We start from the raw sequence: 26,263 nt of genomic DNA, 5'->3' as shown, positions 1-26,263 counted from the left end.
AGCTAGGAACCCTTAGGAGAGCGTTTAGCAGCCCCTGAGGAGGCTCCCTGGCCTGCCTTTTTCGCTGTAGTACTTGCAGAGCGCTTTTGGGCACCCCCCGTACTGCGACTGCGAGAACCCGGCTTCGCTTTGGATTTTGACTTGGGCTTGGGCTTGGGCTCAGGCTTGGCTTTGTCCTTTGCCTTGCCACCCCGCGGAGGTTTTCCAGACACTTTGGCCGCGCTTTTTCCCGCGCCGCCTCCCGAGCCTTTGCGCTTGCGGGACTCCGGCAGAGTCACCGGCTCAAGGTCAATTTTTCGCTCATCCAGATTGACCGCTGCCACGAGCACCGTGATCGCGGCTCCCAGCTGAAAGCTACGACCCGTTCGCTCACCGACCAGACGCTGTTGCGCGGGGTCAAAACGGTAGTAGTCCCCAGGCAGGGAGGTCACATGCACGAGACCCTCGATATACAGGTCGTTCAGCTCCACAAACAGACCAAAACCGGTCACCGCGCTAACTACCCCCTCAAACTCTGTCCCCACGTGCTCACGCAGATATTCGCACTTGAGCCAGGAGTTCACCTCTCGAGTCGCCTCGTCTGCCCGGCGCTCCGTAAGAGAACAGCGCGTCCCGAACGCGGCCATCGCTGGCTCGTCATAAGGATAAATTTGCGCCTTAGTCAGATCGGAAGCACCGCGTACGCGCTGGACCAACTTGCTGCGCTCCCGGGATCGGATAACACTGCGAATCGCGCGGTGAATCAACAGATCCGGATAACGACGAATAGGCGAGGTGAAGTGGGCATAACCTGGGTAGTTAAGACCGAAGTGGCCAAGATTTTCGGCTTGATACACCGCCTGGCTCAACGAGCGCAGCAGCATCGTCTGCACGATATGCGCGTCATCCCGGGTGCTAATCTGTTCTATGAGCAGCTGGTAGTCTTCGGGAGTGGGTTTCAGTCCGCCCCGCAAGCCCAGTCCTAGCTCACCGAGAAACGCTCGCAAGTTTTCAAGCTTCTTTTCATTCGGGCCCTGGTGCACGCGATACAGGACCGGCAGTTCATGGCGCTCAAAGAAACGCGCTGCCGCCACGTTAGCGCAGAGCATGCACTCTTCGATCAATTTGTGTGCATCGTTACGCTGCACCGGCACAATCGCATCAATCTTACGTTCGGCGTTGAAGATGATTCGAGTCTCCACCGTCTCGAAGTCGATTGCTCCTCGCTCTTCACGCGCCAGTCGAAGCACTTTGTAGAGCGCGTGGAGTTGCTCGAGATGCGGCACCACCTTGCCAGGCACCGCATCACTGGAGCCACCGTCCAAAACCTCAGCTACCTGCGTGTAAGTCAGCCGGGCATGAGAATGGATCAGAGCCTCACAAAAACGAAACTGCTTGAGCTCTCCCGCCTTGCTGATCTCCATTTCGACGGCCAGAGCGAGGCGATCGACTTCCGGCTTCAGTGAGCACAATCCGTTCGACAAGACTTCAGGAAGCATGGGTACAACCCGTTCCGGAAAATACACGGAATTGCCGCGTTCAATGGCCTCCTTATCCAGTGCACTGCCCACAGATACGTAGTGAGACACATCAGCGATGGCAACCCAGAGGCGCCAGCCACCCAATCGGCGTTTCTCGCAATACACCGCATCATCAAAGTCCCGTGCATCTTCTCCATCAATGGTCACGAAGGGCTTTTTACGCAGATCTATACGGTACTTCTTATCGCCTTCTTCCGGCTCTTCACTGAGTGCGCCAGCCTCGTCCAGCACGGCGTCTGGCCATTCGAATGGAATGCCATGAGAACGAATAGAAATATCTATTTCGAGGCCCGGATCCAGATGCTCGCCAAGCACCTCCGTGATTCGACCCTTTGCCCCAAGGCGGCCCTCTGGATAGTGGGTAATCTCGACGGTAACGATCTGACCGTGCTTAGCCTCCCCTTTAAACTTAGGCGGAATGAGGACCTCCTGATTAATGCGCGCGTTATCCGGGAGCACAACGCCGATACCGCTCTCCTCCTGATAGCGCCCGACCACCTTTGTTACTCCGCGCTCAAGAACCTCAACGATTTTGCCCTCGGAACGTCCTCGACTGTCAACACCCGTGACAGCGACAAGCACCGTGTCACCGTCAAACAGGCTGCGCATTTCCCGCGCGTTTAAGTACAGGTCCTCTTCGCCTGTCTCGGGCTGCGCAAAGCCGTAACCGTCGCGATGTCCTTGAACGCGACAACGCAACAGGTTCAAAGCCTCGACCAAGCCGTAGGCTCCCCGGCGATCCACATGCAACTGCCCATCACGCTGCATGGCGCGCAGACGCCGGCGCAGGGCCTCAAGGTCCCGCTCGTCTGACAACTCAAGGGAGCTCGCTATACGCTCATTGCTCAGTGGGCCATCAGCGGAACGCAGCAGATCCATGATCGCTTCGCGTGAGGCTATAGGGTGATCGTACCGCTCAGCCTCACGGCCAGCATGCGGATCAGAGGGTTTGTTTCGCGGCTTGCGCTGCTTTGACATAGGTATTCCGGTAAGAGTGCGAATTGAAGAGATCTCCGAGATACCTAGTATACGGGATCATTGACAAAACCGGAGTCGAACCGTAATCTGCGCGCCCTCAATGAGCGCTGTCTGTCTCATTGATGCCCAGGTGGTGAAATTGGTAGACACGCTAGCTTCAGGTGCTAGTGCTCGCAAGGGCGTGGAGGTTCAAGTCCTCTTCTGGGCACCAAATCTAAATCTCTGATTCCTCAGATACCCCTACCCCCGAAACGCCAGAACAAACCGGCCAGTACGAGACATTAGCCGCAAGCAGCGAGCTTGTTGCGGAGCGACTGGCTTTCGTCGGACGTTCATCAGGACGCTGTTTAAGGCACGGCCACACCCGCCTGCCAGTGACTGACGGGCTCAGTGCCCCAAACGCTCCGCTCGCGTAGGCAAACGGTCTTGTCGGCTGAAAGCCCGTCTGACATCCTGTGCTACGTAGTACAGCGTAGGTATCAAAAACAGGGTCACCGCTGTTGAAAAGAAAATACCAAACGCTACGGAAGTCGCCATAGGCTTAACAAACTGCGCCTGGATAGATGTTTCTAGCTGTATCGGCAACAGACCAATAAAGGTCGTGAGCGACGTCAGAATAACCGCTCTAAAGCGCGAAGGCCCCGCCTCCAAAACCGCCGACTCCCAATCGTAGCCTTCCTCAATGTAATGATTGATGAAATCGACCATGACCAAGCTATCGTTTACTACGACCCCGATCAGACCAATAATGCCGATGGCCGAAAGAATGCTGACATCCATTCCAAGGATGAGATGTCCCAGCAAAGCACCTGTCACCCCAAAGGGGATAATCGACATAATCAGTAGGGGCTCAAGATAGCTCTTCAGAGGAATCGCCAAAGCTGCGTAGATGAGAATCATAACCAAGATGCCGCCGTAAAACAGTCCATCGGAGGTTTTACGTTGCTCGTCGACCTCGCCGGCTACGCTGTAGCGAACTAAGGGATGCGCCGCCAAAATGCCCGGCAACATACTGCTCTCCACCAACCCCATAACATCGCTGGACGACGTCAGCGTCTTGTCGATATCGGCTTGCACATTCACGACCCGTGACAGATCTATGCGGTTAATAACGCTCAAGCTGGTTTGCTCTTGCGCACGACCGACCACCGAGAATGGCGCCCGGCCGCCATTGGGCAAACTGATCCATAGAGACTGAAGCGAGTCGAGCTTCGTGCGGTCCTCCACCGGCAAACGGACATAAACACGGACCTCGTCCCGGCCACGCTGTATTCGCTGTACCTCGGCGCCGAAGAACGCCTGGCGAATTTGCCGCGCCAGCTCCACGTCACCAAGCCCTAAGGCTTCGCCCTCGGGAGTCACGCTGATATCAAGCTCTCTACCCCCGGCATTAAAGGTGTCGCGTATGTCGCGCACACCGTCCACGCGGGCAAGATTAACTTTAAGTTCACTGGCAGCCTGTCGGAGCTGCTCCAAATCGTAGCCCTCCAATTGAATATCGATGGGTGAGCCGCCAGGACCTGCCGCTGCGTCTATGCGTAAAGAACGTACTCCAGTGAGAGTTCCGAGTTCCTCTCGAAACCACTTGCCGAGTTCTACCGAATCGATTTCGCGTTCTTCGCTCACGATCAAATCCGCCACCACCCGCGCTTGAGTGTCGGTCTCCGAAAGTACCTGAAGTGTTCGGATTACATCGCGCCCCTGGGCATCTTGTGATTTAAATCGCTCGTTCATGGCGTGCGCCGCAGTCTCGATACGCCGAGCGTATTCGTGCGTTTTCTGCCAGGGCGTGCCCTGGGGCATATCCAGAGTGACACTTATATTGTCCGAGGGAACCGAGGGAAAAAACGTAACACGCAGTATTCCTGATGGAACGAGAGCAAGGCAAACGATGAGCCCGGCAAGAAAGACGGAGATTGTTGTGTAGCGATATCTGACGGCCACCTTCAGTGCGCGCTTGTAGGGACCCCGCGCAAAATTGACCAGACTCTGCGCAATACGCTGCTGCGTCTTACGAATCGCGCCGATATCGTCGCCAGGCTTGGGTATACGGATGTGCCGAAGATGCGCAGGGAGCACAAACTTTGTTTCAATCAACGAGAAAATGACACAAAGAATAACCACCCAGCCGATGTGCGACATAATCCGCGCGAAACCCTCGGTAAGAAACAGGCTGGGGCCAAAGGCCACCACCGTCGTCAACGCGCCAAACACGGTGGCGGTAGCAACCCGGTGCACACCTCCGACAACGCTCTTTAAACCCTCGCGATCCCGCTCAAGACGCGCATAAGCACTCTCAGCGGTAACGATGGCGTCGTCTACGAGAAGACCTAAAACCAGAATAAAGCCAAAGACCGACAAAACGTTAATAGACACAGGCAGTCCGAAGACTTGCAGAGCCGCAAGGCAACCAAGAACCGCAAAAGGCAGCCCCAAGACAACCCAAAACGCGAGAGACAAATCCAGAAACAGGGCAAGCGCGATAACCACCAAAATTCCGCCCTGAGCCGCATTGCGCAGCATAAGATCAATACGCCCACTAAGAATTCGACTCGCATCGGCCCAGGCCTGTAAACGTACGCCCTCGGGAAGCTCCGCCTGCTTGCGTTCAGCGTACTCGCGGATCATCGAAGTGATCTCAAGGACATTCTGATCGCCTACTCGATCGATGGTGAACGTGAGCGCAGGTTTCCCATCCACCAAACTCAGCACGGGTTGCTCTGCAAAACCATCGCGTACGGTTGCTACATCGCCTACGCTAATCCGCGTGCCGTCGGCGCGACTAATCAGTGTTAGCTGCTCGAAATCCCGACCACTATAAGCCTGGGAGCTTGAACGCAAAGTAATGGCGCCGCCGTCGGTGCGCAGCAAGCCACCCGGCAGATCCTGAGACCGCGCCTGTATCGCCGCGACCACCATGTCAAAGGTCAAATCGTAGCGGCGCAACTTCTCGTCAGAGAGCTCCACCGAGATTTCGTAATCGCGTTCGCCGCTAATGGAAATCTCACTGATGCCGCCAAGGGCCAGGATGTCCTCACGGATCTGCTCGCTGAGTTCCTTGAACTTGCGTGGTTCAATGTCGCCAAACAGACTGAGGCTAATAGCTCGGCTTGAAGATTCCATTTCTTCAACAATCGGCTTTTCCGAGTCGGCCGGAAAAGACGCGATGCCATCCACGCGTACTTTAGCGAGACCCACTGCCTTGGACATATCGCTGCCAGGCTCCATGACCACAGTAACCACCGCAACGCTCTCACGCGCCTCACTGCGAATCTCTTTGATACCGATGATGTCGCGGATAGCCTCTTCCACCCGCAACACGATGCCCCGCTCCACCTCTTCAGGTGAGCTGCCGGGATAGGGCACGGTCACCGTAAAGGTCTCGGTGGGAAACGTAGGAAAAACCTCTTTATCCAACGACTGTATAGCGAACAGTCCTGCGATGGCCACGATCACCAATAACAGGTTCGCGGCCACGGGGTTCTGCGCCATCCATGCAATGGGCCCGCGCATAGTCACGTCAGTAGCGTTTTCAGACATCAGACACTGCCACTTCCATCCCTTCGAACATCAGTTCAAGCCGGGTGATCACCACCTGCTCGCCCTCCGAAAGGCCCGCCGTCACAAGCGCCCCCTCAGCGCTGACCCTAACCACGGTAACGCTACGTCGCTGCAGCTCGCCGTTCAGGTAAACAAAGACATCGTTGTCGCCATGCAGGGCACTTTGGGGAAGCAGAACAGCCCCGGGAACGGTGCCCCCGGTAATCTCTGCGCGCACAAACAGCCCAAAGCGCATCGGCGCCTGGTGCAGCGCTTCATCTAAGGGATTCTCGATTTCTACGACTACGGGGAAGGACCGTGTCTGTGTATCGATGCGTGCTTCGATGCGTGATACGCGCCCACGCCAACTCAGCATGTGGCCGGCACTTTCGCTGTAAAGGGTGACGCCGGCGGCATCGACATCTCGAATAAAGCGCACATCCTGGGGTGGCAACGGCAATCGCACCTCGGCTTTGTTGGCGCCCAGTATTCTACCGAGCCTGGCAGCGACACTGATAAACTGCCCAAGCTCGACACTCTGCTCGTCGATCACCGCCAGGTAGGGGGCGATGATCTCGGTGTTCTTAAGGTCGCGTTCAGCCCGTGTGATTCGCGCTTGTGCAGCAACCACTGAGGCTTCAGCCTCTTCAACTCTTGCCGCCTGACGAAGAGACTTCGCGTCAGCCAGAGACAACTTTGCCGTGCTGAGCGTCTGACGTGCTTCCGCCAGTGCCAACTCGTAGTCAGTGGGGTCAATGCGTAACAGGGGTTCCCCAGCCTGAACAACAACACCGGGTTCAAATAGCGGCGATTTCCAAAGCACACGCCCGCCTACCTGCGCAGTCAGCTCCAATTGTTGCCATGCAGTCACGTTGCCATAAGCGACAACGGTAACGGGGAGCTCTGCTTTTGCCACGGTCTGCACAGTAACGATGGGCGGCGGAATGCTGACACTCCGGGCCTCAATCTGCGGACGGCTCTTGACCATCAATACAGCGATCACGAGGGCAACCGCCAGAATAGCTAGCGGACGAACGAAAGAAATAAGTCGAGACATAAGACGAGCCATTCAGGAGGCTTAGGGCATTTTACGCGATTTGATTGAATCCGTATCGGTCTTGAAAACTGACACGATGTCCCGGGCGAGAGATCATTGCATCAGAGGCCGCGAACGACCGATCAAGGCTACTTGTACGTAGCCAAATTCTGAATCCGTCGCTAGCGCGAGGTGTTACCTGATCCGGGTAATACACTCGCTATGTTGCGTGTTTCTCCCGGCTCCAAAACCGTAAATTCTGTTGCCGGGAGCTTGTGTTCTTCAAGCGCCGCAGACAGATCGACAAGCGGTTGATCAATGGCCTCGTAGGTAAGCTGAAACGCACCAAAGTGAATGCCAATGCTAAATTCGCTGCGCAGCTCCCGATGTGCCCTCACCGCCTCGTCTGGATTTAGATGAACGTCTTTCATGAACCATCTCGGCTCGTAGGCGCCGATGGGCAGTAGAGTCAAGGCAAAGGGCCCATGGCGCTCTCCCGTGGCGGCAAGATGCGGGCTGTAGCCCGTATCGCCGGCGAAATAAATATTGCCCTTGGAGGTTTTCACGACAAAAGCCCCCCAAAGTGTCTTCATCTGATCGCTTAGCCCGCGCCCGGAACGATGCCGGGACTCGGTGAAGGTGAACTCCAGACCGCCCAGTTGCGCGCTTTCCTCCCAGTCGAGATCACGCTGATCACTGACTCCCAAAGTAGCCAGCAATTCGCTATTTCCCAGCCCCGCCAATAATAGTGGGGGCTCGTCCTGCCGGCTCAGCAGCGACCGCAGTGTCGTTTCATCGAGATGATCGTAGTGATTGTGGCTAATCAGAATGACGTCGATAGGCGGCAAATCCTCCAGCACCACCCCCGGAGCATGAACGCGTTGTGGCCCTACCCAGGTAAATGGACTGACACGCTCGGAATACACGGGATCGGTGAGGATATTGACTCCATCGACCTGGATGAGGAACGTCGAATGATTGATGTAGGTAACCGAGACTCCACTCCAGACGCGCTCACTGGGAATCAGCTGAGGCTCAATCTCAATCCAGTGGGGCCAATCAGCCGCCTGGGTCAAAGTGCCCCAGCCCAGCCGCATGAGATCACCCACCGTTTTGTTCATGGGAGGCTTGTTGTAGAAGAGCTTACCGTCAAAGTGAGACGAGTTATCCCCCTTGAAGCCGGGTGCCGCCATACAACTGACCAGTAATGGTCCCGTAAAGAGGATGAGAAAACGCAGGAGTTGATTCATGGCAAGAATACGTTAGCGAAGGAGGACTGGACCGTCTTAACGGACCCCAATTCGACGGAGCGACGATCTCAGCGCCAGTTGGCCTGCTCCTTGCGCTGTTGTTTCATCAGACAAAGCCGCGTATAGCTGCAGGTCATTTACTTGTGCGAAAAATTGCGTATGAGACGGCGTAACAACTATCAAAGCTTCAGCAAAAGGGGCACAGCCATGACGCCCCCTATTAGTGCAAGCCGCACAACTGTGACGCTGCCGTGAGGCATTCTTCTACGCCCTCCTCACTTTCAAGACGTAGGCTACTGTCGTTGATAGGCAAAGCCGGTGGCTCCGTCGCGGTGTGGCACTCTGCCCGAGCAATGGGACTCCTGGCTGACCCCGAACACGACGGCCATCGCGGGCGCATGCTGTCCCCGCTTGCAGCCGACTCGGCGACGCAACCCACAGTGGCGATCCTCGGCGCCGGCATCGGAGGCTTAAGCGCCGCCTACGAGCTTGAACAAGCGGGTTACAAGGTCACCATTATCGAGGCCTCTCATCGGATCGGTGGTCGCAATTTTACTGTCCGTGCTGGAACAGTCATCGACGAAATAGGTAATCGTCAACTCTGCGGATTCGATGATGATCCCAATCTCTACTTCAATGCCGGACCTGCACGCATCCCCGCGGTACACCACCGCATCATGAACTACTGTCGCGAGTTCAAGGTCGAGCTCGAGCCCTTTATCAACCTCAACTACAACGCCTGGGTAGTCGATGAAGCCATCAATGAGGGTGCGCGAATACGCCAGCGCGACGTGATCGCCGATGCCCGGGGATTTATCGCCGAACTCGCAGCAAAAGGCGTGAGTGCTGCGTCGCTGGACAGCCCGGTCACAGAACTAGACCTTGAGAAACTCAGCGAATACGTGCGGGGCTTTGGTGACCTGGATCCCAAGCTTATGCGCTACCGGGGCAGCTCTAGAGCAGGCTTTACAAGCGACGGCATGCTGGACCCGGTAACACTCAAACCTTTTGGCTCGCTTAAAGAAATCGTAGACAGCAAATTTGCCAGCATCGCCATGCATTTCCTCCAGGACGAGTACCAAACACCCACAATGCTCCAAGCCCGGGGAGGCATGGATCGTATCGTCGACGCTTTTGTGAGGCAGATTCGGACCCAGCCCATAGTGCGGGCTCGCGTCGTTGAGATACAGAATCATAGCGACAGCGTCGCCGTGCACTACGAACAAGACGACAAGATCCAAACCCTCAAGGTGGACTACTGCCTGAACTCCATCCCGGGACATTTAATGGCCGGCATTAAGCACAACCTATCCCCGGCTTACACCAGCCTGCTGGGCGAAGTTAAAAGAGGCTTGCTCTCCAAGGTTGGCTTTCAGATGTCACGACGATTCTGGGAGGACGAGGGAATTTTTGGCGGCATCAGTTGGACAGATCGTCCAGCACTACAGGTTTGGTACCCCAGCCACGGCAGCCAGCAACAAAAGGGCGTGATGCTCGGTGCCTATATCTTCTCCCCGGAGGACAACGCTGCCTTTGGGCGCCTATCCCACAAGGAACGTCTGGAGAACGCGGCCCTCTCAGGGGAAGCGCTTCATCCCGGCAAGTATCGCGCGCATATTGAGTCCGGGGTTTCGGTGGTATGGCATCGAATGAATCATATGCTGGGCTGCGGCGGCGGTGTTGGCGACGCGCTGGCTCCCTTTGAATCAGGACCTGACAAGATCCGCGCCGGGCTACTTCAGGGTGACGGACGGCACTTTATGATCGGCGATCAAATCAGCAAACATCCTGGCTGGCAAGAAGGTGCGCTGGCTGTGACAGAACGTGTGCTGCAGACACTGCACAGCCATGAGTCCAGCTATCGAGGTGTCGCCTCATGAAGGCTCAACTAGCTTGCCTGGCCGGGCTTATGGGCCTATTACTACTGCCCACCCCACTCATCGCTCAAATCAATGATTCAGCGACAGCCAACTTCAATGCCAGCGATTACGAATACTGTCTCGTCTGCCATGGGAGCTTCGGACAGGGCAATAGCGTTATCAACGCACCCGTGCTGGCAGGCATGGAAGCCTGGTCCCTTCGCAATCAACTTCAGGCTTTTCGTGAAGGCTGGAGAGGCACCCATCCCGAGGATCTTATAGGCATGGAAATGGCGCCTGCGGCCACGGCCCTGGAGCCACAAGAGCTGCCAGAAGTGATTGGGTACATCACATCACTGCCACCCCAGACTGCAACCATGACGGATCAAGGCCCTCAGGGTGATAGCGAAGCGGGGGAAACCCTTTACGGAGCATGTGTTGCCTGTCATGGGAGCGCCGCCGACGGTAACGATGAATACCAAGCACCCGCGCTGGCGTATCAGGACGACGCCTATCTCATACGACAGTTACGGCATTTTCGAGACGGCGTTCGAGGCAGCCATCCTGAGGATAAACGCGGCTCACGAATGGCAGCCGCGGCGCGCATGCTAGACGATACCGCCATTGTCGACGTCGTCAGTTACATACGCTCCCAGGCGCCTTAAGGGGCTCGGGCGGCTACTACTTCGATTTCTACAAACCAGCCTGCACGGGCGAGTCCGGCAATCTGAAATGCGGATCGTGAGGGCAGATGTGGCTGCTCTTCGGTACCAAAGAACTGCGTATACCCTCGCATAAATCCAGAAAAATCCATGCGATCTTCCGTCTCAGGGGTGCCTACGAGATACGCTCGCATCATCACCACATCGCCCATATCCAAGCCGAGGCGTTGTAGTCGACTCTGAACCTCCGTCAGGACACTTACCGTTTGAACTTCGGTGTCGCCATAGGTTGTCGAGTCATTGGGGTCACCGCCCTCAACTATGGGCTTGGGAACGGCGCCGCTTACAAAAATCAGCTCGGACGCACCCGGGACTTGCACGGACTGCGCAATGGGGAAATCTGAACCCGGTGTCTTGTTCCGCGTAATCTCCTGCGCTGTCACAGAGAAACTACTGAGAGCAATGATACCTCCCAATAGGGCTACAACAATTGGCGAACGAATCATCACGCAACTACTCCTTTGGGTTTACTAAGGTAGGTGAACTAGGTCGCGACAACATCAATCTACGATTGCATCCTAGAACGAGCCTTGTGCAAAGACTGCCAGGGAACATAACAAACTATCGTCCGCCGAGCATAGACAATAGCTCAAGTGCCGCGAAACAAAATATAGTATCGCTTACTCTTCATTGTCTGATGTTGCCGTGAGATCAGTATGAATTCAAAGCATGAGAACGCCCCTTATCCTCCCGACACACTCGGAATGGACGCGCAGGAGATGCGCCGCCTCGGTTATGCGGTGGTGGACGCGGTTATTCAACGTCTAGAGAACAAACACAGTGAGCCCGCGATCGCGGCTGCGGAGCCTGGCCCATTACTCGAAATACTGGGGGGAGCACTCCCGGAGGAAGCATATCCCACAGATGAGTCCCTTGATCTTCTGATTAACTCGGCGCTGTTTCATCAGCAACACGGTGACCACCCACGGTATTTTGCGCGAATACCTGGGCCAAGCTCTTTCGCTGCGATCATCGGCGAATGGATAGGGGTCGGGTTTAACAGCATTGCCGCCTCTTGGCCTGGTGGCTCTGGACCCTCCGCTGTTGAGTTGGTAGTCATCGACTGGCTCCGCCAGCTCATGGGCCTGCCCAAAAACACCGAAGGGGTATTGGTGAGCGGTGGATCCCAGGCAAGTTTGACGGCCATTGCCGCGGTGCGCGCACTCAAGGGACAAGGCTGTGTGTACCTTAGCGACCAAACGCACGCCTCACTCCTTCGCGCCTTGAGGACTTTGGGGTTCGGGGAGCAGGACATTCGCATACTGGAAAGTGATGGGCACTACACGATGTCCGCCGAGTCCGTCCAAGATGCAATCACCAAGGACAAACGCCGCGGACTGACACCCATGATGATTATCGCCACTGCGGGGAGCACTAACACCGGTGCTGTCGATCCCATCAACCTGCTGGCGGACATCTGCGCTGAATACGATGTTTGGCTGCACGTCGACGGCGCGTATGGCGCGCCTGCGGCACTGACGAAATCAGGCAAGCTCAGCCTTGAGGGTATTCAACGAGCGGACTCCCTAACCCTGGATCCACACAAGTGGTTGTTCCAGCCTTATGACGTCGGGTGTCTGTTGATCAGGCCTGGCGTATTGGAACCCTGCTTCAGTATGAATCCCGAATATCTTAAGGATGTTCGGGGAGCGGACAACGCCACGAATTTTCGCAATCGAGGGTTCGAGCTCACTCGCCGGTCCCGGGCCCTCAAGCTCTGGTTCAGTTTTCGCAGTTACGGGGTAGCAAAGTTTCGCGAAGCCATCGATTACAGCATCGCCCTCACCGAATTTGCCGAACAATACCTCCGCGAAAATCCTGATCGCTGGGAAATCATTAGTCCGGCGCAGCTCGGCATTATTTGCTTTGCGCTGCGCGGAGAATCAGCACAGGAACACGAGCGCCGCGCTCAATCATTATCGGAGTCGGGTTTTGCCTGCGTGACCACTACCAGACTCAAGGACCGCACCGTACTACGCCTATGCATCATCAACCCTCTGACAACGCAAGCTGACATCACGGAGACTATCGATCGGCTGGGATGTTGATGACGGCGCTTACACCGCTAAACCGCGGATCCGAGGCCGCGCTTAAGACGCCCTGTTCGTCGCGCCAGATCAACTGCACGTTCCCATACTCATAGGAATGAGGCTCCACACGGTAGCCAAGATTCTGCAGCGCCTTAATCGTTTGTGCTGCTAAAGGTGGCGTAGGTGAGTAGGTAATCAAATCTTTGGGAAGCAACTGATGATGTACGCGGGTCACCGCCTGCGCTTCCTGAGCAGACATGCCAAACTCAACAATATTGCTGATCAGCTGATAGACGGTCGTAAATATGGTTGAGCCGCCCATGGCACCCAAAGCCATGGCAACCTCATCATCACGCAAGAGAATGGTTGGGGCCATGGATGACAGCATCCGTTTACCCGGAGCTATCGCATTCGCCGCGCTCCCGACAACGCCATAGTAGTTTGGCTGGTTAGGCGCCGCCGAAAAGTCGTCCATTTCGTTATTCAACAGAAAACCTGCACCCCTCACCACAACTCCCGATCCAAAATCGGTGTTGAGCGTATAGGTGTTCGACACCGCATTACCCTGAGCATCCAGTATCGAAAAATGCGTGGTATGCGTGGGTTCTCGAACAAATGTCATAGGTTTTGTGGGTGAGATTTCCCGGCTGTTAACTTCAGCAGCGCGCCGCTTCAAGCGCTTTTTATCCAGTAACTCATCGATGGGGACAGGTACAAAGTCGCTGTCCCCCAAAAAGCTGGCACGGTCTGCAAAAATGCGCTTTTCAATTTCTGACTTGAGATGAATGTACTGCGGGGAGTTGTGGGCAAGCCCCGCGAATTCGTCCCTCAGTCGATCCTTCATCTGCAAATACTGAAGAATCCCCAAACCCCCGGAACTGGGCAAAGGGGCGGTGATGATCTTATAGCCATGCCAATCAAGGGTGAGAGGCTCGCGCCATCGAGGCTCGTAAGTGCTTAGATCCGCTTTGGTGATCAAGCCTCCTCCTGCACGCATTTCATCAGCGATCAAAGCTGCGGTTTCTCCCGCATAAAAACCCTCGACGCCTTGATCCGCTATTCGCCGGAGCGTCTGCGCAAGTTCAGGCTGGGTAAACCGCTTTCCCGCAGCAGCACTCCCATAATAGTCAAAGAAGTTGGTGTCGCTGATCAGTCGCTCGCGCTCATAGTCAATCACTGCAATAAGCTCTTCCCCGACGACAAAACCGCTTTGTGCCAGGCTAATCGCGGGCTCCACAAGCGAGTCCCAGGGAAGAACACCGTATCGGCTGTGTGCGGCCCAAAGCCCTGCGACGGTACCGGGGACACCAACGGCGCGATGCCCGGTCAAACTTGCGTCGGGGTCTACCTCGCCTGTTTCGTCGATGTACATATCTCGAAAAGCCGCCGCGGGCGCCGTCTCCCGGTAATCCAAAAAAGCGGGCATCTCATCAACATAGAGCGTCATAAAACCACCGCCGCCAATGTTCCCGGCATCTGGAAGCGTTACGGCAAGAGCAAACGCAACCGCTGTCGCAGCATCCACCGCGTTGCCGCCTCGACGTAAAACGGCAAGCCCCACTTCTGTGGCGTGAGGCTCTGGCGAAGCAATCGCGGCCTCCTGCGCCTGCGATACCGGGCAGACAACCGCAAAAGCTATGAGCATGAGCGTGGGTAGCAGAACCCTGCCAGCACCGGCCCGTTCGTCATGTGTGAGAAGCCGGGACATCAAGAGCTGCGACTCGGCAGTTCTTGAACCGCACGCCAAGCCTGATCGATAGCCGTGTGGGTATAGGCATCAGCACCGGCGTCTGAATTGGCAATAGCGACATTGCCAAAGGTTTGTCGCCCAATTTCATAGGGGCCTGGGCTTGCCAACCACTGGGGGTCCTCCAAATCCGCGAGATCCCGAGCGTAACCGTGGGGCCAGCGGTTGACCGTAATCGCCTGGATATCCTGTGAAGGGTCTAATCCCGCACTCCCCCATATGCCACTGAGCACAGTGTTCACCTCTTTCTCAAAATCCCCGAAGTCCATTTGCAGTAATCGCAGGCGTCCTGCCTGATTTTGCTGACTGATGCTTAATCCTTCGGGATTTTCAGCGCCCATGCCGGCAAAGAAATGCAGTACGCAAGGTTCCTCAGGCTTCCACTGGCCGCTGTAAGGGCCGGTGTTGATTCCTGTAACTAGATTCACCAACTGGAGCATACGACCGGGCAAATAGGCTTGCGACACTCCTGAGCGCGCAATGGCTCGCCCATCTTTGAGTGATACGTTGACGCAAACCATGGGGCGTTTGATGCACTGCGCCAAGGCTGCTTTTTGAGTCTCAGAAATCTCCGGGCACAGATGAGGAATGATGCGGTTATAACAGGCCATCACGCATTGATCGCCGCTAACACGCACAATCTCGCCGTTACGAACATAGCTCACATCCACTGCTTCGGCTGAAGCGCGGTTGCGAACCTCAACCACCGTAGAGTTCAAGCGCAGGCGCACTAAACCATCAAGTTCATCCAGGCTGTGATAATCGAGCCTAGCGGTCACAATATCGAAAGGATCACTGTCATCGGTCATGGAGGGAAAACTACCTGCCACCAGTGATCGAACCAGAAGACGGGCAATCGATGCGTTCCCATCGGGAAACATCGCTGAGGCATACTCTTCGTCGGACGCCTCAGGCTCCGGCAACCCCAATATGTGCTCCCCTGGCAAACCATGCTCCAGACACTCCGCCACCGATAGATCGTCCGCGCGGATACCCCAGCTTCCCATGGTGGCGCCACTGAATATCTGTATGGCATCGTCTGGGAGCCCGCCCTTAGTTCTCAGGAAGTCGGCATAACGCGTTTGCCTCGTGTAGGCCGTTCGTTCGTCAGGCGAAAGACCTGATAGCGCATCCTCCTGCGAATTCAGGAAACGCGTCAAGGCCGTTTTAGCGTCATCAGAAATAGGAAAGCGTGAGATGGATTGCAGCAACTGCTGGCGCCCAATAGAACTAAACGACAGACCGGGGATCAGCACATCCGCACCATAGGTCTCACGGTCAAACCACGTCGACTCCGACAAGTCGGTGCCGTTATCTCCCCAGTTGTAATCAAAACCCTTCAGCAAGCGCGGTATGTCTATACCAAGCCCCTGAAGCAGCCCCAGGCCTACATCGCTGTAGTTGGGATACTCGATATTTACGGTACCGCCCCAGGCAAGGCGCATGGCTCCCCCTTGATGAAACTCATTGCGCTTTGCGTGACCGCCAAAGTCATCGTGATTGTCCAACAGCAGAATCTTGCTTCGGGGACCATGTTCCCTGCGGTAAAAATAGGCGGCTGCCAAACCACTGATACCGGCGCCAACAATCACAAGATCATAGTGTTCATCGAGGACCTGTGGATTTTCAAAAGCCTTACCTTCCCGAGCGAGCTGATGGGCAACCTCGAAGGCGCCGGCATGCGCACCGCGCATCCCTGTAAGCGTCGGTGGATAGTAGGTGGCCTGCTCTGATGCAACGCGACCTGTCTGCGCCATCGTGAGACTCGGCAGAGACAAAGCCAGCGAAGCGAGGCTCAGATCGTGGAGAAAGTCCCGGCGTGTAATTTTTCCGTTTCGAGATTTGTCAGTCGATGTCATAGAGCCTCTCTAGAAATCTGTGCTTTTATCTATAGCTGTCGCAGCAGCCGTTAGCGGCTTAATTTTCACCACCAAAAACACCGCCAGAATTAGGGTGAGTAACTCAGCCAACGGAATAGCAAGATACACACCTCGATCACCCAGCCAAAGAGGCAGCAGCACCAAACCCAGACCGGGTAGCAAAAGACTTCGGCTGATGGCAATAGCAGCCGAGGGGAGTGGCCGGTGCAGCGCGGTAAAATAGCTAGCCAGGGTGATGTTCGTACCATTGAGCAAAAATGTCGGCCAAAAATAGCTGATGAACACCAAAGCGATCACTGCAGTGGCCTGCTCGCTGGGCCTTAAAAACAGCCCGATCATCTGCTCCGGCAGAGCAAGCAGCAACACAGAGACCAGTAGACCCACAGAGAATGCTGCGCACACGGCCGTAAGCAGGAACTTATGAATTCGCTCAGGCTTCCCGACACCCAGGTTACGACTCACCGTAGGCTGCAGGGACGCTGAAATACCGTAGCTCACTTCAAGACCGATCATCATCAGGTAGGTAATGATGGTGTAGGCCGCCACACCCTCCACACCCTGACGCGTAATCATCACCCAGTTAAAGAACAAAACCACCAGCCCTACGGACAGCTCGTTTATAAACTCAGACAGGCCGTTCCAAGCAGCTTGGAGTACATCAGTCCAGCGTCCACGACTGAGCGTGAACCTCAGCGAACATCGAGGATGAAACCAATGGGAGAGCAGGATTACAAAGATCGCAAACTCTGCCAATGCCGAGGCCCAGGCCGCACCGACAATTCCCCAGTCCAGATAAACGACAAACAAGGTGTTCAGCGCGATATTACTGCCCGCGAATGCAACGAGTGCCATTGCCGCCAGCACTGGCCGGCCGTCGGCACGCACAAAGTAGTCCATGGTAAGTGCAGCGACGAACACAGGCGCAAACAGAAGAACAATTTGCATGTACCCCACCACCAGCGACTCAACCGCGTCAGTGGCACCCAGCAAACGGACCAGATCGTCAAGAAACAGTAGGCCAGCACCCGTAATCACCGCGCCGGTTCCTACTGCACAAATCAGCGTTCGGGTAAATATCGAGGACGCCGAATCAGTGTCTTTTTGCCCGAGAAATTGCCCACACATCACCGATCCGCCGACCGCCAACATGAACACTATCGCCGCAAAAGCGGCCCAGGCAGGCTGCGCCAAATTCACCGCGGCAAGAGCACTAGAGCCCACAAAATTACCGATGAATATGCCATCGATGATCCCTGCAGATGTCACGGCCAACATGCCAAGCACCGAAGGCACGGCATAGCGAACAAAAGTCGCTACCACCGGGCCATCAACAGGGTCGAAGCGGGGATCAATCTCGATGCTTGTATCTACGTCTTTCATTGCACGATTCTCGCAGAATTCGCGATTCAGCGCCTCCATAACCCCGGACTATGCTGGAGACGCAAAGCAAAAAGTGCACTCACCCCATTAGTCGATTAACATCCCAACTCACTGCCGTCGACAAATCACCCTAAGCCCATGCAGGCCAAGGGCTTATGTTTTTTTTCACCCCGGCGCACTATTCATCACATTTGAGGACGATGCCATGCACAGCTCGAGTCAAGAAAGCCGCCCAACACCACGCTCCGCAAGGCGCCTGGGGGCTTGCGCCGCGGTCGCGGTTTTCCTCTGCAACGGCCTGGTAAACGCCAGTAGCTATGATGAGCTGGTTGACCTGTTCGGCGACTGGCGCGCGTTTGAGACACCCCCTTTGCTGGATGGAGCACCGGACTACAGCGCTGAGCGTTTTGCCAAAGCTCACTCCGAATTGCCGGCTCTTCAAAATCGACTCAATGATCTGGACACCAGCGACTGGCCTATCGACCAACAGGTTGACTGGCACGTTCTGCGTGCCGAAATGAATGGCTTCGACTTTAACCACCGGGTGCTAAAGCCCTGGGTCAGGGATCCAGCTTATTATCAAACAATCTGGGCACATCGCAGCGATGTGCCCGCTCACGAAGGCCCGACTCATCATGCAATCCTGGAACTATGGACCTACGAGTTTCCGCTCTCACAAAAAGCAGAGCAGCGGCTTATTCGCGAGTTAAAAGTCATCCCACCACTGATGAAGCAAGCGCAAGGCAATTTGACCGGAAATGCCAGAGATCTTTGGGTTGCCGGTACCCGCAACATTCAGACTCAGGGCGAAATGCTAGAAGAGATCCGAGCGAAAGCGGGCGAGGAACCCAGCGCTGAGCTGAGTAAAGCGCTGGACAAAGCAAGCGCTGCTACCGCAGAGCTTGTGAGCTGGCTGGTAGCAAAAGCACCTGAAAAAACCGGACCCTCCGGCATTGGCATGGAGGATTACAGTTGGTACCAGTCTCAGGTTCACTATCTGCCCATAGACTTCAAAGAAGAAACCATGCTGCTGGAGCGTGAACTCGACCGCTCTTGGTCTTCACTCAAGCTCGAAGAACATCGCAATCGGCATCTACCTGTACAGGAAGCCGTTGACAGCCCGGAAGCTTATGACGCCCTCGTAAAGAGTACATCGGAGCAAATGCTCCGTTGGTTCGCTGAGGAAGAGGTCCTACCCATGCGTGATTACATGCCTGAGGAGCTCGTGGCGCATCTGGGCGGTTATGAGCCGGAGGACGTCCGTAACTTCTTCACCATAGCTACACACTACGATCCCCGCCCCTTACTCTCACACTTTTATCACTGGTTCGACCTTGCCGAGATACAGGAGTTTCCGCACTCCAGCCCCATCCGCAGCGGACCCGTGCTCTACAACATCTTTGACAGCCGTAACGAAGGCACGGCAACCGGCGTGGAGGAGATGTTCATGCACGCAGGCTTGTATGAGGACAGCCCGCGCTCGCGGGAATTGGTGTGGATTATGCTGGCCCAACGGGCGGCCCGCGGACTAGGCTCTCTAAAGGCTCATGCGAACGAAATGACGATGGCGGAAGCCGGCACAGTACACGTGGAATGGACGCCCCGGGGCTGGATGAGCAACGAACCAGAGCTGCTCAAGTTTGAACAACATCTCTATCTGCGTCAGCCAGGCTACGGTACAAGCTACGTTACGGGTAAGTATCTGCTGGAGCGGCTCCTTGCAAAGCGTACTCAGCAAATGGAAGCCCAGGGCAAAGACTACCCGCTATCCATGTTCTTCACTGAGCTTCGCGACGCCGGCAGCGTGCCCATCTCGCTTGTACACTGGCAATTGACCGGTGACGACAGTGATATTCGCAAGATCATGAGCAGGCAGTAAGTCTGCGGCGGTCGCACCGCCGCTATTAACTCTCGAAGCCTCTGGTCTATGGGTCTCGAGGCCCCTAGAATTCGCGCCTTCCAGCGCAACCAGGGCTTCGCTTCCACACCGCCATGCTTCGACTCCTCCAAAATTTCCGCTACTTAGTCACTCTTTGCTTACTGCTGACGGGCTTCAACGTACATGCCAGCGCCGACCGCGTTGAGCTGATCAATGGCTCCGTCATCATCGGGACGTTTCATGATGCCGATAACGGGAAGATCGTTATCGATACCGACTTCGCCGGACGACTCACGATCGAGAAAACATCGATCCTTTCCATGGACGTTAGCTCTCCGGTCACGCTACAAATGAAGGATGGCACTGTATTTGAAGCTACGAACCTAGTTGTTGATAACCAGACCCTGGCCCTACACGACAAAGCAGACGCGAACTACGCACTTGATCAGCTCCTTAGAATCAACCCCGAACCCTGGGAGTTAGGTAACGCCTATCGTCACACTGGACTCGCAAGTTCAGCGTTTTCTCTGCAACGGGGAAATACGGTCCTCGATGAACTGGACTATCGGGTTGACACCCGTTGGAGGAGCCTAATAGACCGTTTCACACTGAATCTCGAAGGTGAAGTCCGCGAAGCCAATCGCCAGCGCAACGCCGAGAACTGGATGATCACCGGTAAGTACGATCGCTTTCAGGCCGGCGCCTACTACTGGGGAATATCCGCTTCTGCAGAAGAAAACCGCTTTACCGATCTCGACTTAAGAACCGCGTTCGGGGCTTACCTTGGACGGAGATTTCTTGTGGGGACCCCCTTTGAGCTGGAAGTCGAAACGGGGCTATCTCAGGTAAGCGAAGACTTCGGCAGTGATGTAGATCGAAACTATCTCGGTCTTACATGGAGCGTGCGCTCTGAAAGTCAGTACTTTGGAAGCGCGTCTCGCGTCTATATAGACCACCAAGGCGTCAAAAACCTAGCCGAGCGAAACAATCTCATACTCAACACGACCGTCGGATTGGCTTTTCCTCTACTCGGACAAATCCAAGGCGCTATGGAGGTGGTCCTTGACTACAACTCCGGCGCTGTAGAAGGAACAGAAGCGCTGGATCAAACCTATCGCTTCCGTTTGGGCTACAGCTGGTAAGTAAACCTAGGTCCGGCACGCAAGAAGCAGCGACATTAGAAAGCGTGAATCCACGAGACTGAGAACAAGTCGTAATCGCCGCCGGTCTCGGTCACCGTCCCCGTTGAACCGCTCAATCTCAAGGCGTGTCCTGGCGCCAGGGGATACACCAAGGTTGCCCCAAAGCGGGAGTTTCGCTGCAGATCCTTGTTTCGCGTTCCGTCTACACGCGTTCTACCACCGACATAGTAATTAGCATCCAATGCTGCCCAAAATCCTCTCGAGAACCTTTTGATCAAGTGTATTTGTCCGTTAAAGATCGGTTCCTGCTCCCGAGTGTCCCCCAGGAATTCATCATTGTCCTGAAAAAACGCCACAGACAATTCACTTTCCAACAACCACGAAGAACTTAAGGGAAGAATGAGACCGACTCCCGGTTTCACTGACCAGCGATTGCCCCCGAGATTGATAACCCGGTCTTTCTCATACTCACCCGTCGGTACCGTAACAGCGAGGCTCATGCCGATTATTGGCTTTGGATTGGAGCGCAAAGCCGTAAACGCTTCTCGATCCATGGCAGGAGCCCCCCTAAGATTGACAGCCCAACGTAAAGTGGTATCCCCCATCCCTACCGTGCGTCGAGTCACCTCGTCACCGTCGACATTACCGGTAGTGGTTCCATCCGACGCAATTTGTATCGCTGAAAAATTTGCAGTTCTACCGGCAAAATCAAAAGTCCGTTGATAGCTGAGCTGTAAGTAATCAAGACTGGAGTCGACTCCCGTGATGGGCAGTGATTGATCCACAATAATGTCGCCTTGGCTATGTTGATAACTTACAGACACTACGTTTGTACCTACGGGGCTAGGCCAAAACGCTCTAGGAACAAGTTCCTGCGCTGAAACCGCGGTCGGAAAAAGCATCGCCAACGCGTAAATGCACACGGCCAAAAACCCTGAAAACCTCATAGTTGGAGAGTCTCTGCGACAAAAAACAGCCCGCTCAATGCATTAATTCCTGTGCCAAACAATAAACGACGCAGAGCTTACCGTATTTCGTCAAGGGTGCCATCGGCGCAATATTTGTTATATTCCCTCGCCTCAATCGTAAGAACCTTATAGACATAAACTCATGACTTATTGCCTCGCCATTGCGCTAGAGGAGGGATTGGTTTTTTGCTCCGATTCACGGACCAACGCCGGCCCCGATCGCGTCAGCAAGTACAGCAAAATGCACCGCTTCTCCATGCCTTACGAACGCTCAATGGTGATCCTTACCGCGGGCAATCTCGCCACCAGTCAGGCGGTCATTGCGCAGCTTCAGCGTGATCTCGAGGAAGACACCGACGTCAATATCTTCAATGCCCGCTATGTAAGCGACGTAGCGGACTACATTGGCGAGATCAGTCTCAAGAAACAGCAGAAATACGCCAAGAAGGGCGGGCCTAATGCCGGATTCAACGCCAGTGCCACCTTTATTCTGGGCGGGCAGATCAAGGGGCATGCCCCGGAGCTGTACCTGATCTACCCCGAAGGTAATCACATTACCGCTTCTGATCTGTATCCCTATCTACAGATCGGTGAGACCAAGTACGGCAAACCTATCCTCGACAGAATCATTCGCAGCGACACGCCGGCAGAAACCGCTATGCGCTGTGCGCTCGTATCTGTGGACTCGACCATGCGCTCTAACGCGACCGTAGGCCCACCCCTGGAATGTCTTTTTTACCGTCGCGATAGCCTGATGCCACATGAGGAATACTGTGTGCTTGAGGAGGGACACCATTATCTTGCGGACCTACGTCAGAGCTGGGATGACAATATCCGACTGGCCTTCGACAACCTACCGTCTCTCAGTGCAGTGTTCGAAGCCGACCAATCGCAAGATCAATGAACTCCAGCTTTTCGGCTACAACCTCGTTAATCACGAAGGGGTAGGCATCGCCTCGCCCCACACTGCGATTAAGCTCGTTAAGCATCAAACTGATCTTTGACCAGGCTCGTAGGCGTTCTGACATGGACATCGATTCTGGTTGACGACCCAGCAGTTGATGCGCCCAGGCGGTATCCAGAGCATCGTAAATGTGCAGATAGTGCCCCCAACATTCCGCCCAGTCTTCGCTGGGATGTGAGCTTGCATATGCACTGATGAAGCGGTCCTTCCAAACCTTTGGCGAGCCGGCCTGATAGTGTGCGTCCAACGCGGCTCTGTAGTCCGCCCGCTCATCACCGAATAGCAGCCTAAAGTCACCTAGCAACGCCAGACTTGGATTAAGCAAAGACCAGTAGTAGTGCCCGGATTCATGTCGCAAATGTCCAAGCACAGTACGATAACTTTCTCCCAGCTCATCCTGCGCCGTTACCCTGGCCACGGTATCTGCCTCCAGGGCGTTTACCGTGATGACACCACCGAGATAACCCGTGGACACAAAAGTCTCGGGGTATTTGTCAGAGGATCGAGCATCTTCAATAAAATCGAGCAACAGTCCTCGCTGGGGATCAGCCCAGCCATTGAGCAGGGGTAGATTGAGCTGCGCTAGAGTATAAAAGAGTCGCTTCTTTGCACGCTCCAACACCAGCCAGCGCTCCTGATTTTCGACGCGGGACTGATCAGGGATCGTGCGATTGAACTGACAGGCCTGACAAAACTGATTGGGTGAATCTGCCGGACGCAGCCAGTTACACACATGATGCTCTACTCCATTGGAGCAATATCTGAAGGCATTCCCCAGCAGATCCTGGTAGCGCCCTTTCCCCCAATCTGCAAGCGTGACCATGTCAGCGCGGATTGGGTCGTAACCCAGTGCCGATCTACAATTAATGCAGAAATCGTTCTCGAAGTAGACGGGGCTGCCGCAATCACAGGCGAAACGATTCATCCGCCGCGATGGAACCAGCTGCTTTGCACCGCCTGGTGTAAGTCACTAATGATCAACTGCAACTCATCGATGTATTTATGCAGAGCATCCTGATCAAGATCCGCCGAATCAAAACCACGCAACTTGCGTCGGGTGCGCTCCACCACACGCAGTGCGGCTTCATTATTCGACAAGGGGCCCAACTCCTCGCGGATGCCTCGGATACAGAATTGCACTGACCGCGGAAACGTCTGTTCCATAAACACGAAATTTGCCGCAGCGTTCTTTTCGACCTGAGGGCCAATCATGCGCCGGTAGGCACCTAGAGCCGACATGGATTTGAGCAAAGTACCCCAAAGCAGGTGCTCCATTCCCTGAGCAACTCCCTCGCGCTCGAGAAAGTCAGAGGCGCCCACATCGATGATTCGCGTTGTCATATCGGCACGCTCAAGCAACTGCCCAAGCTTGATAAAGCGGTAACTGTGATCACGACATAGAGTACTTCGAAGCACGCCATTGATAACCTGGCAGCGCTGGATAACCTGCTCCAAATACTGCTGGCGGTTCCTGCGTCCTACGGAGTGCTCTGAGGCCTCAGAGGTATAAAGATAGAGCTCATTAACCAGCTCCCAAACCTCGTCGGGAAGGACATCACGCGTCGTGCGCACATTTTCCCGGGCATTCTTTACGGCATAAGGGATGCTGCAGACTGCGTCCACCTCTCCAATGAGAAGACGAAGAACATTCTGTTCATTGCGGACATTGAACCACTCATCGAACACAGGATCCGAATCCAAGATTCGAATGAGAATCTCCCAACCGGGCTGTGAACCTCGGGGGATATCCATGACCAAGTGGTTATAGGCGGCAACCAGTCTGGCGGTGTCTTCGGCACGCTCAATATAGCGAGCCATCCAATACACGCGCTCGGCAACTCTGGAGAGCATAATCATAGTCGGCCATCCACAATCCAAGTGTCCTTACTACCACCCCCTTGAGAGGAGTTCACTATCAAGGATCCTTCGACCATCGCGACTCGGGTTAAGCCTCCAGCAGTCACCCAGGTATCTCGACTCTGGAGTATAAAGGGCCTCAGATCCAGGTGTCTGGGTTTGATCTCGTCACCGATGTAGGTGGGTGCCGTGGACAACGCCAGCGTCGGCTGCGCAATATAATTTCGAGGGTCTTTCTCAATCAACTTGGCAAATTTGCGATGCGTCGCTTTGTCGGCATGGGGGCCCACCATAATACCGTAGCCCCCCGACTCGTTAGCGGGCTTTACCACCAGTTTCTCGAGATTCTTGAGAACGTACTCACGGTCTTTTTCGCGCATGCACAGATAGGTCGGCACGCTCCGTATCAAAGGCTTTTCATTCAAGTAGTACCGAATCATGTCGGGTACAAATGCGTAGACCACCTTGTCGTCGGCGACACCCGAGCCCGGCGCGTTGGCAATTCCGACATTTCCCGCCAGCCAGGAGCGCATAAGCCCGGGAACCCCCAGGGTCGAATCTTCTCGGAATGCTTCCGGATCCATAAAATCTTCATCGATACGACGATAAATCACATCCACTCGCACGGGCCCATCGACCGTGCGCATGTACACACAGTCATCGCCATCGACAAACAGGTCGGCGCCTTCAACAAGCTCTGCCCCCATGCCCTGGGCCAAAAACGCATGCTCGAAATAGGCTGAGTTATAAATTCCCGGCGTTAAGACAACAATAACCGGGCGTTTGTGGTCTCGAGGCGATAAGGCAGAAAGCATGCTGTACAGCCGCGAAGGATAGTCATCCACCGGAAGGATGCTGTAGCTCTCAAAAATCTCTGGCAACACACGCTTGGTAATTTCGCGGTTTTCCAACATGTAGGACACGCCGGAAGGCACCCGAAGATTGTCCTCGAGCACATAAAAGTGGCCATCAACATCGCGCACAAGATCCGAACCGCAGATGTTTGCCCACACCCCAAAGCGTGGAGAGGCGCCCATGCATTGTTCTTTGAAGTTAGGGGACTCCAGTACTGTTTCCGCGGGAACGACGCCGTCAGCAAATATCTTCTGTTTATTATAAACGTCGTTGATGAACATATTCAGTGCACGACAGCGCTGCTCCAGCCCCAGGCGTACTTTGGCCCACTCTTTGGCAGTAATAACGCGCGGGATAAGATCGAAAGGCCAGGCGCGATCAATATTTCCCGCTTCGCTGTACACGGTAAAGGAGATACCCATCTCGCGAATCGCAACCTCAGCTGCCGTGCGGCGCGCCGCCAAATCCTCTGCCGGGAGTTCCTTCAAGAGCTTCACGGCCGGGCGCGCCACCTGTCGCGGTGTACCTTTGGGGGTAATCAGCTCGTCGTAGTAGCCCGCTGCGCTATAGCGGTTCCAGTTCTTATCCATGAGATCTCCATCTCTGTACTCGTCCAGGGACCCGCTAAGGAATCCCATCACACACAGTGCTACAGT

Annotated in this window: 18 protein-coding genes and 1 tRNA gene; 7 read left to right on the top strand and 12 right to left on the bottom strand. The window is 55.1% G+C overall.

Translation table 11 applies throughout. The features are described 5' to 3' along the window. Window positions 1–2: 2 nt before the first annotated feature. Entirely contained in the window at window positions 3–2,498 is a 2,496-nt protein-coding gene (rnr, locus tag ACI9KD_RS00980; RefSeq protein WP_414979274.1) for a ribonuclease R, read from the bottom strand. A gap of 124 nt (window positions 2,499–2,622) precedes the next feature. Between rnr and ACI9KD_RS00975 the strand changes: the two genes are divergently transcribed. Beyond that, window positions 2,623–2,709: transfer RNA gene (locus ACI9KD_RS00975), tRNA-Leu, on the top strand. 176 nt (window positions 2,710–2,885) lie between these two features. Here ACI9KD_RS00975 and ACI9KD_RS00970 read toward each other — a convergent pair. From ACI9KD_RS00970 to ACI9KD_RS00960, 3 genes are all read right to left on the bottom strand, one after another. Further along, window positions 2,886–6,038: an efflux RND transporter permease subunit gene (locus tag ACI9KD_RS00970; RefSeq protein ID WP_414979273.1), complete on the bottom strand. Its 3,153-nt coding sequence runs from the start codon at window positions 6,036–6,038 to the stop codon at window positions 2,886–2,888. Further along, window positions 6,031–7,095, bottom strand: a complete 1,065-nt coding sequence (locus tag ACI9KD_RS00965) for an efflux RND transporter periplasmic adaptor subunit (RefSeq protein ID WP_414979272.1) — start codon at window positions 7,093–7,095, stop codon at window positions 6,031–6,033. The genes ACI9KD_RS00970 and ACI9KD_RS00965 overlap by 8 nt, the downstream gene beginning before the upstream one ends. Window positions 7,096–7,256: 161 nt before the next feature. Continuing rightward, window positions 7,257–8,324: an MBL fold metallo-hydrolase gene (locus ACI9KD_RS00960; protein ID WP_414979271.1), complete on the bottom strand. Its 1,068-nt coding sequence runs from the start codon at window positions 8,322–8,324 to the stop codon at window positions 7,257–7,259. Window positions 8,325–8,626: 302 nt separating this feature from the next. Here ACI9KD_RS00960 and ACI9KD_RS00955 point away from each other — a divergent pair, with 302 nt between their 5' ends. After that, window positions 8,627–10,204 carry an FAD-dependent oxidoreductase gene (locus tag ACI9KD_RS00955; RefSeq protein WP_414979270.1) on the top strand — a complete coding sequence of 526 codons (1,578 nt, stop codon included), beginning with the start codon at window positions 8,627–8,629 and terminating at the stop codon, window positions 10,202–10,204. Then, window positions 10,201–10,848, top strand: coding sequence for a c-type cytochrome (locus ACI9KD_RS00950; RefSeq protein WP_414979269.1), 648 nt, complete (start codon window positions 10,201–10,203; stop codon window positions 10,846–10,848). The genes ACI9KD_RS00955 and ACI9KD_RS00950 overlap by 4 nt, the downstream gene beginning before the upstream one ends. Here the strand turns inward: ACI9KD_RS00950 and ACI9KD_RS00945 are convergent. Continuing rightward, complete coding sequence (locus ACI9KD_RS00945; RefSeq protein ID WP_414979268.1) at window positions 10,845–11,351, bottom strand: RidA family protein; 507 nt, start codon at window positions 11,349–11,351, stop codon at window positions 10,845–10,847. The genes ACI9KD_RS00950 and ACI9KD_RS00945 overlap by 4 nt on opposite strands. Window positions 11,352–11,561: 210 nt before the next feature. On the opposite strand from ACI9KD_RS00945, the gene ACI9KD_RS00940 reads away from it, so the two are divergent. After that, the gene (locus ACI9KD_RS00940) at window positions 11,562–12,953 is read left to right on the top strand and encodes a pyridoxal phosphate-dependent decarboxylase family protein (RefSeq protein ID WP_414979267.1); all 1,392 of its coding nucleotides are present in this window, start codon (window positions 11,562–11,564) and stop codon (window positions 12,951–12,953) included. Here the strand turns inward: ACI9KD_RS00940 and ggt are convergent. The 3 genes from ggt to ACI9KD_RS00925 are packed head-to-tail and all read right to left on the bottom strand — an operon-like array spanning window position 12,931 to window position 17,942. Further along, on the bottom strand, window positions 12,931–14,643 hold the full coding sequence (gene ggt, locus ACI9KD_RS00935; RefSeq protein WP_414979266.1) for a gamma-glutamyltransferase: 1,713 nt from the start codon (window positions 14,641–14,643) through the stop codon (window positions 12,931–12,933). The genes ACI9KD_RS00940 and ggt overlap by 23 nt on opposite strands. After that, the gene (locus ACI9KD_RS00930; RefSeq protein WP_414979265.1) at window positions 14,643–16,541 is read right to left on the bottom strand and encodes an NAD(P)-binding protein; all 1,899 of its coding nucleotides are present in this window, start codon (window positions 16,539–16,541) and stop codon (window positions 14,643–14,645) included. The genes ggt and ACI9KD_RS00930 overlap by 1 nt, the downstream gene beginning before the upstream one ends. A gap of 9 nt (window positions 16,542–16,550) precedes the next feature. After that, window positions 16,551–17,942 carry an MATE family efflux transporter gene (locus tag ACI9KD_RS00925; protein ID WP_414979264.1) on the bottom strand — a complete coding sequence of 464 codons (1,392 nt, stop codon included), beginning with the start codon at window positions 17,940–17,942 and terminating at the stop codon, window positions 16,551–16,553. Window positions 17,943–18,147: 205 nt separating this feature from the next. Between ACI9KD_RS00925 and ACI9KD_RS00920 the strand changes: the two genes are divergently transcribed. Together ACI9KD_RS00920 and ACI9KD_RS00915 are read left to right on the top strand one after the other, a co-directional pair. Further along, the gene (locus tag ACI9KD_RS00920) at window positions 18,148–19,821 is read left to right on the top strand and encodes a hypothetical protein (RefSeq protein ID WP_414979263.1); all 1,674 of its coding nucleotides are present in this window, start codon (window positions 18,148–18,150) and stop codon (window positions 19,819–19,821) included. A gap of 113 nt (window positions 19,822–19,934) precedes the next feature. Then, window positions 19,935–20,963 carry a DUF481 domain-containing protein gene (locus tag ACI9KD_RS00915; RefSeq protein ID WP_414979262.1) on the top strand — a complete coding sequence of 343 codons (1,029 nt, stop codon included), beginning with the start codon at window positions 19,935–19,937 and terminating at the stop codon, window positions 20,961–20,963. 35 nt (window positions 20,964–20,998) lie between these two features. Here the strand turns inward: ACI9KD_RS00915 and ACI9KD_RS00910 are convergent, their stop codons facing one another. Then, entirely contained in the window at window positions 20,999–21,748 is a 750-nt protein-coding gene (locus ACI9KD_RS00910) for a transporter (RefSeq protein ID WP_414979261.1), read from the bottom strand. A 325-nt stretch (window positions 21,749–22,073) separates the two neighbouring features. On the opposite strand from ACI9KD_RS00910, the gene ACI9KD_RS00905 reads away from it, so the two are divergent. After that, the gene (locus ACI9KD_RS00905; protein WP_414979260.1) at window positions 22,074–22,835 is read left to right on the top strand and encodes a proteasome-type protease; all 762 of its coding nucleotides are present in this window, start codon (window positions 22,074–22,076) and stop codon (window positions 22,833–22,835) included. On the opposite strand, the gene ACI9KD_RS00900 is transcribed toward ACI9KD_RS00905, so the two are convergent. From ACI9KD_RS00900 to ACI9KD_RS00890, 3 genes are read right to left on the bottom strand one after another with little or no spacing between them, the layout of a single operon-like run. Continuing rightward, window positions 22,795–23,820 carry a putative zinc-binding metallopeptidase gene (locus ACI9KD_RS00900; protein WP_414979259.1) on the bottom strand — a complete coding sequence of 342 codons (1,026 nt, stop codon included), beginning with the start codon at window positions 23,818–23,820 and terminating at the stop codon, window positions 22,795–22,797. The two genes, ACI9KD_RS00905 and ACI9KD_RS00900, sit on opposite strands and share 41 nt — an antisense overlap. Further along, complete coding sequence (locus tag ACI9KD_RS00895; protein ID WP_414979258.1) at window positions 23,817–24,752, bottom strand: alpha-E domain-containing protein; 936 nt, start codon at window positions 24,750–24,752, stop codon at window positions 23,817–23,819. Before ACI9KD_RS00895 ends, ACI9KD_RS00900 begins: the two co-directional genes overlap by 4 nt. Next, entirely contained in the window at window positions 24,749–26,197 is a 1,449-nt protein-coding gene (locus tag ACI9KD_RS00890) for a circularly permuted type 2 ATP-grasp protein (RefSeq protein ID WP_414979257.1), read from the bottom strand. The genes ACI9KD_RS00895 and ACI9KD_RS00890 overlap by 4 nt, the downstream gene beginning before the upstream one ends. Window positions 26,198–26,263 lie beyond the last annotated feature (66 nt).

This window comes from Congregibacter sp. (assembly GCF_047617445.1).
Lineage (GTDB): Bacteria > Pseudomonadota > Gammaproteobacteria > Pseudomonadales > Halieaceae > Congregibacter.
Note: the sequence above shows the minus strand (reverse complement) of the source record. Positions and strands in the feature narration are given on the sequence as shown.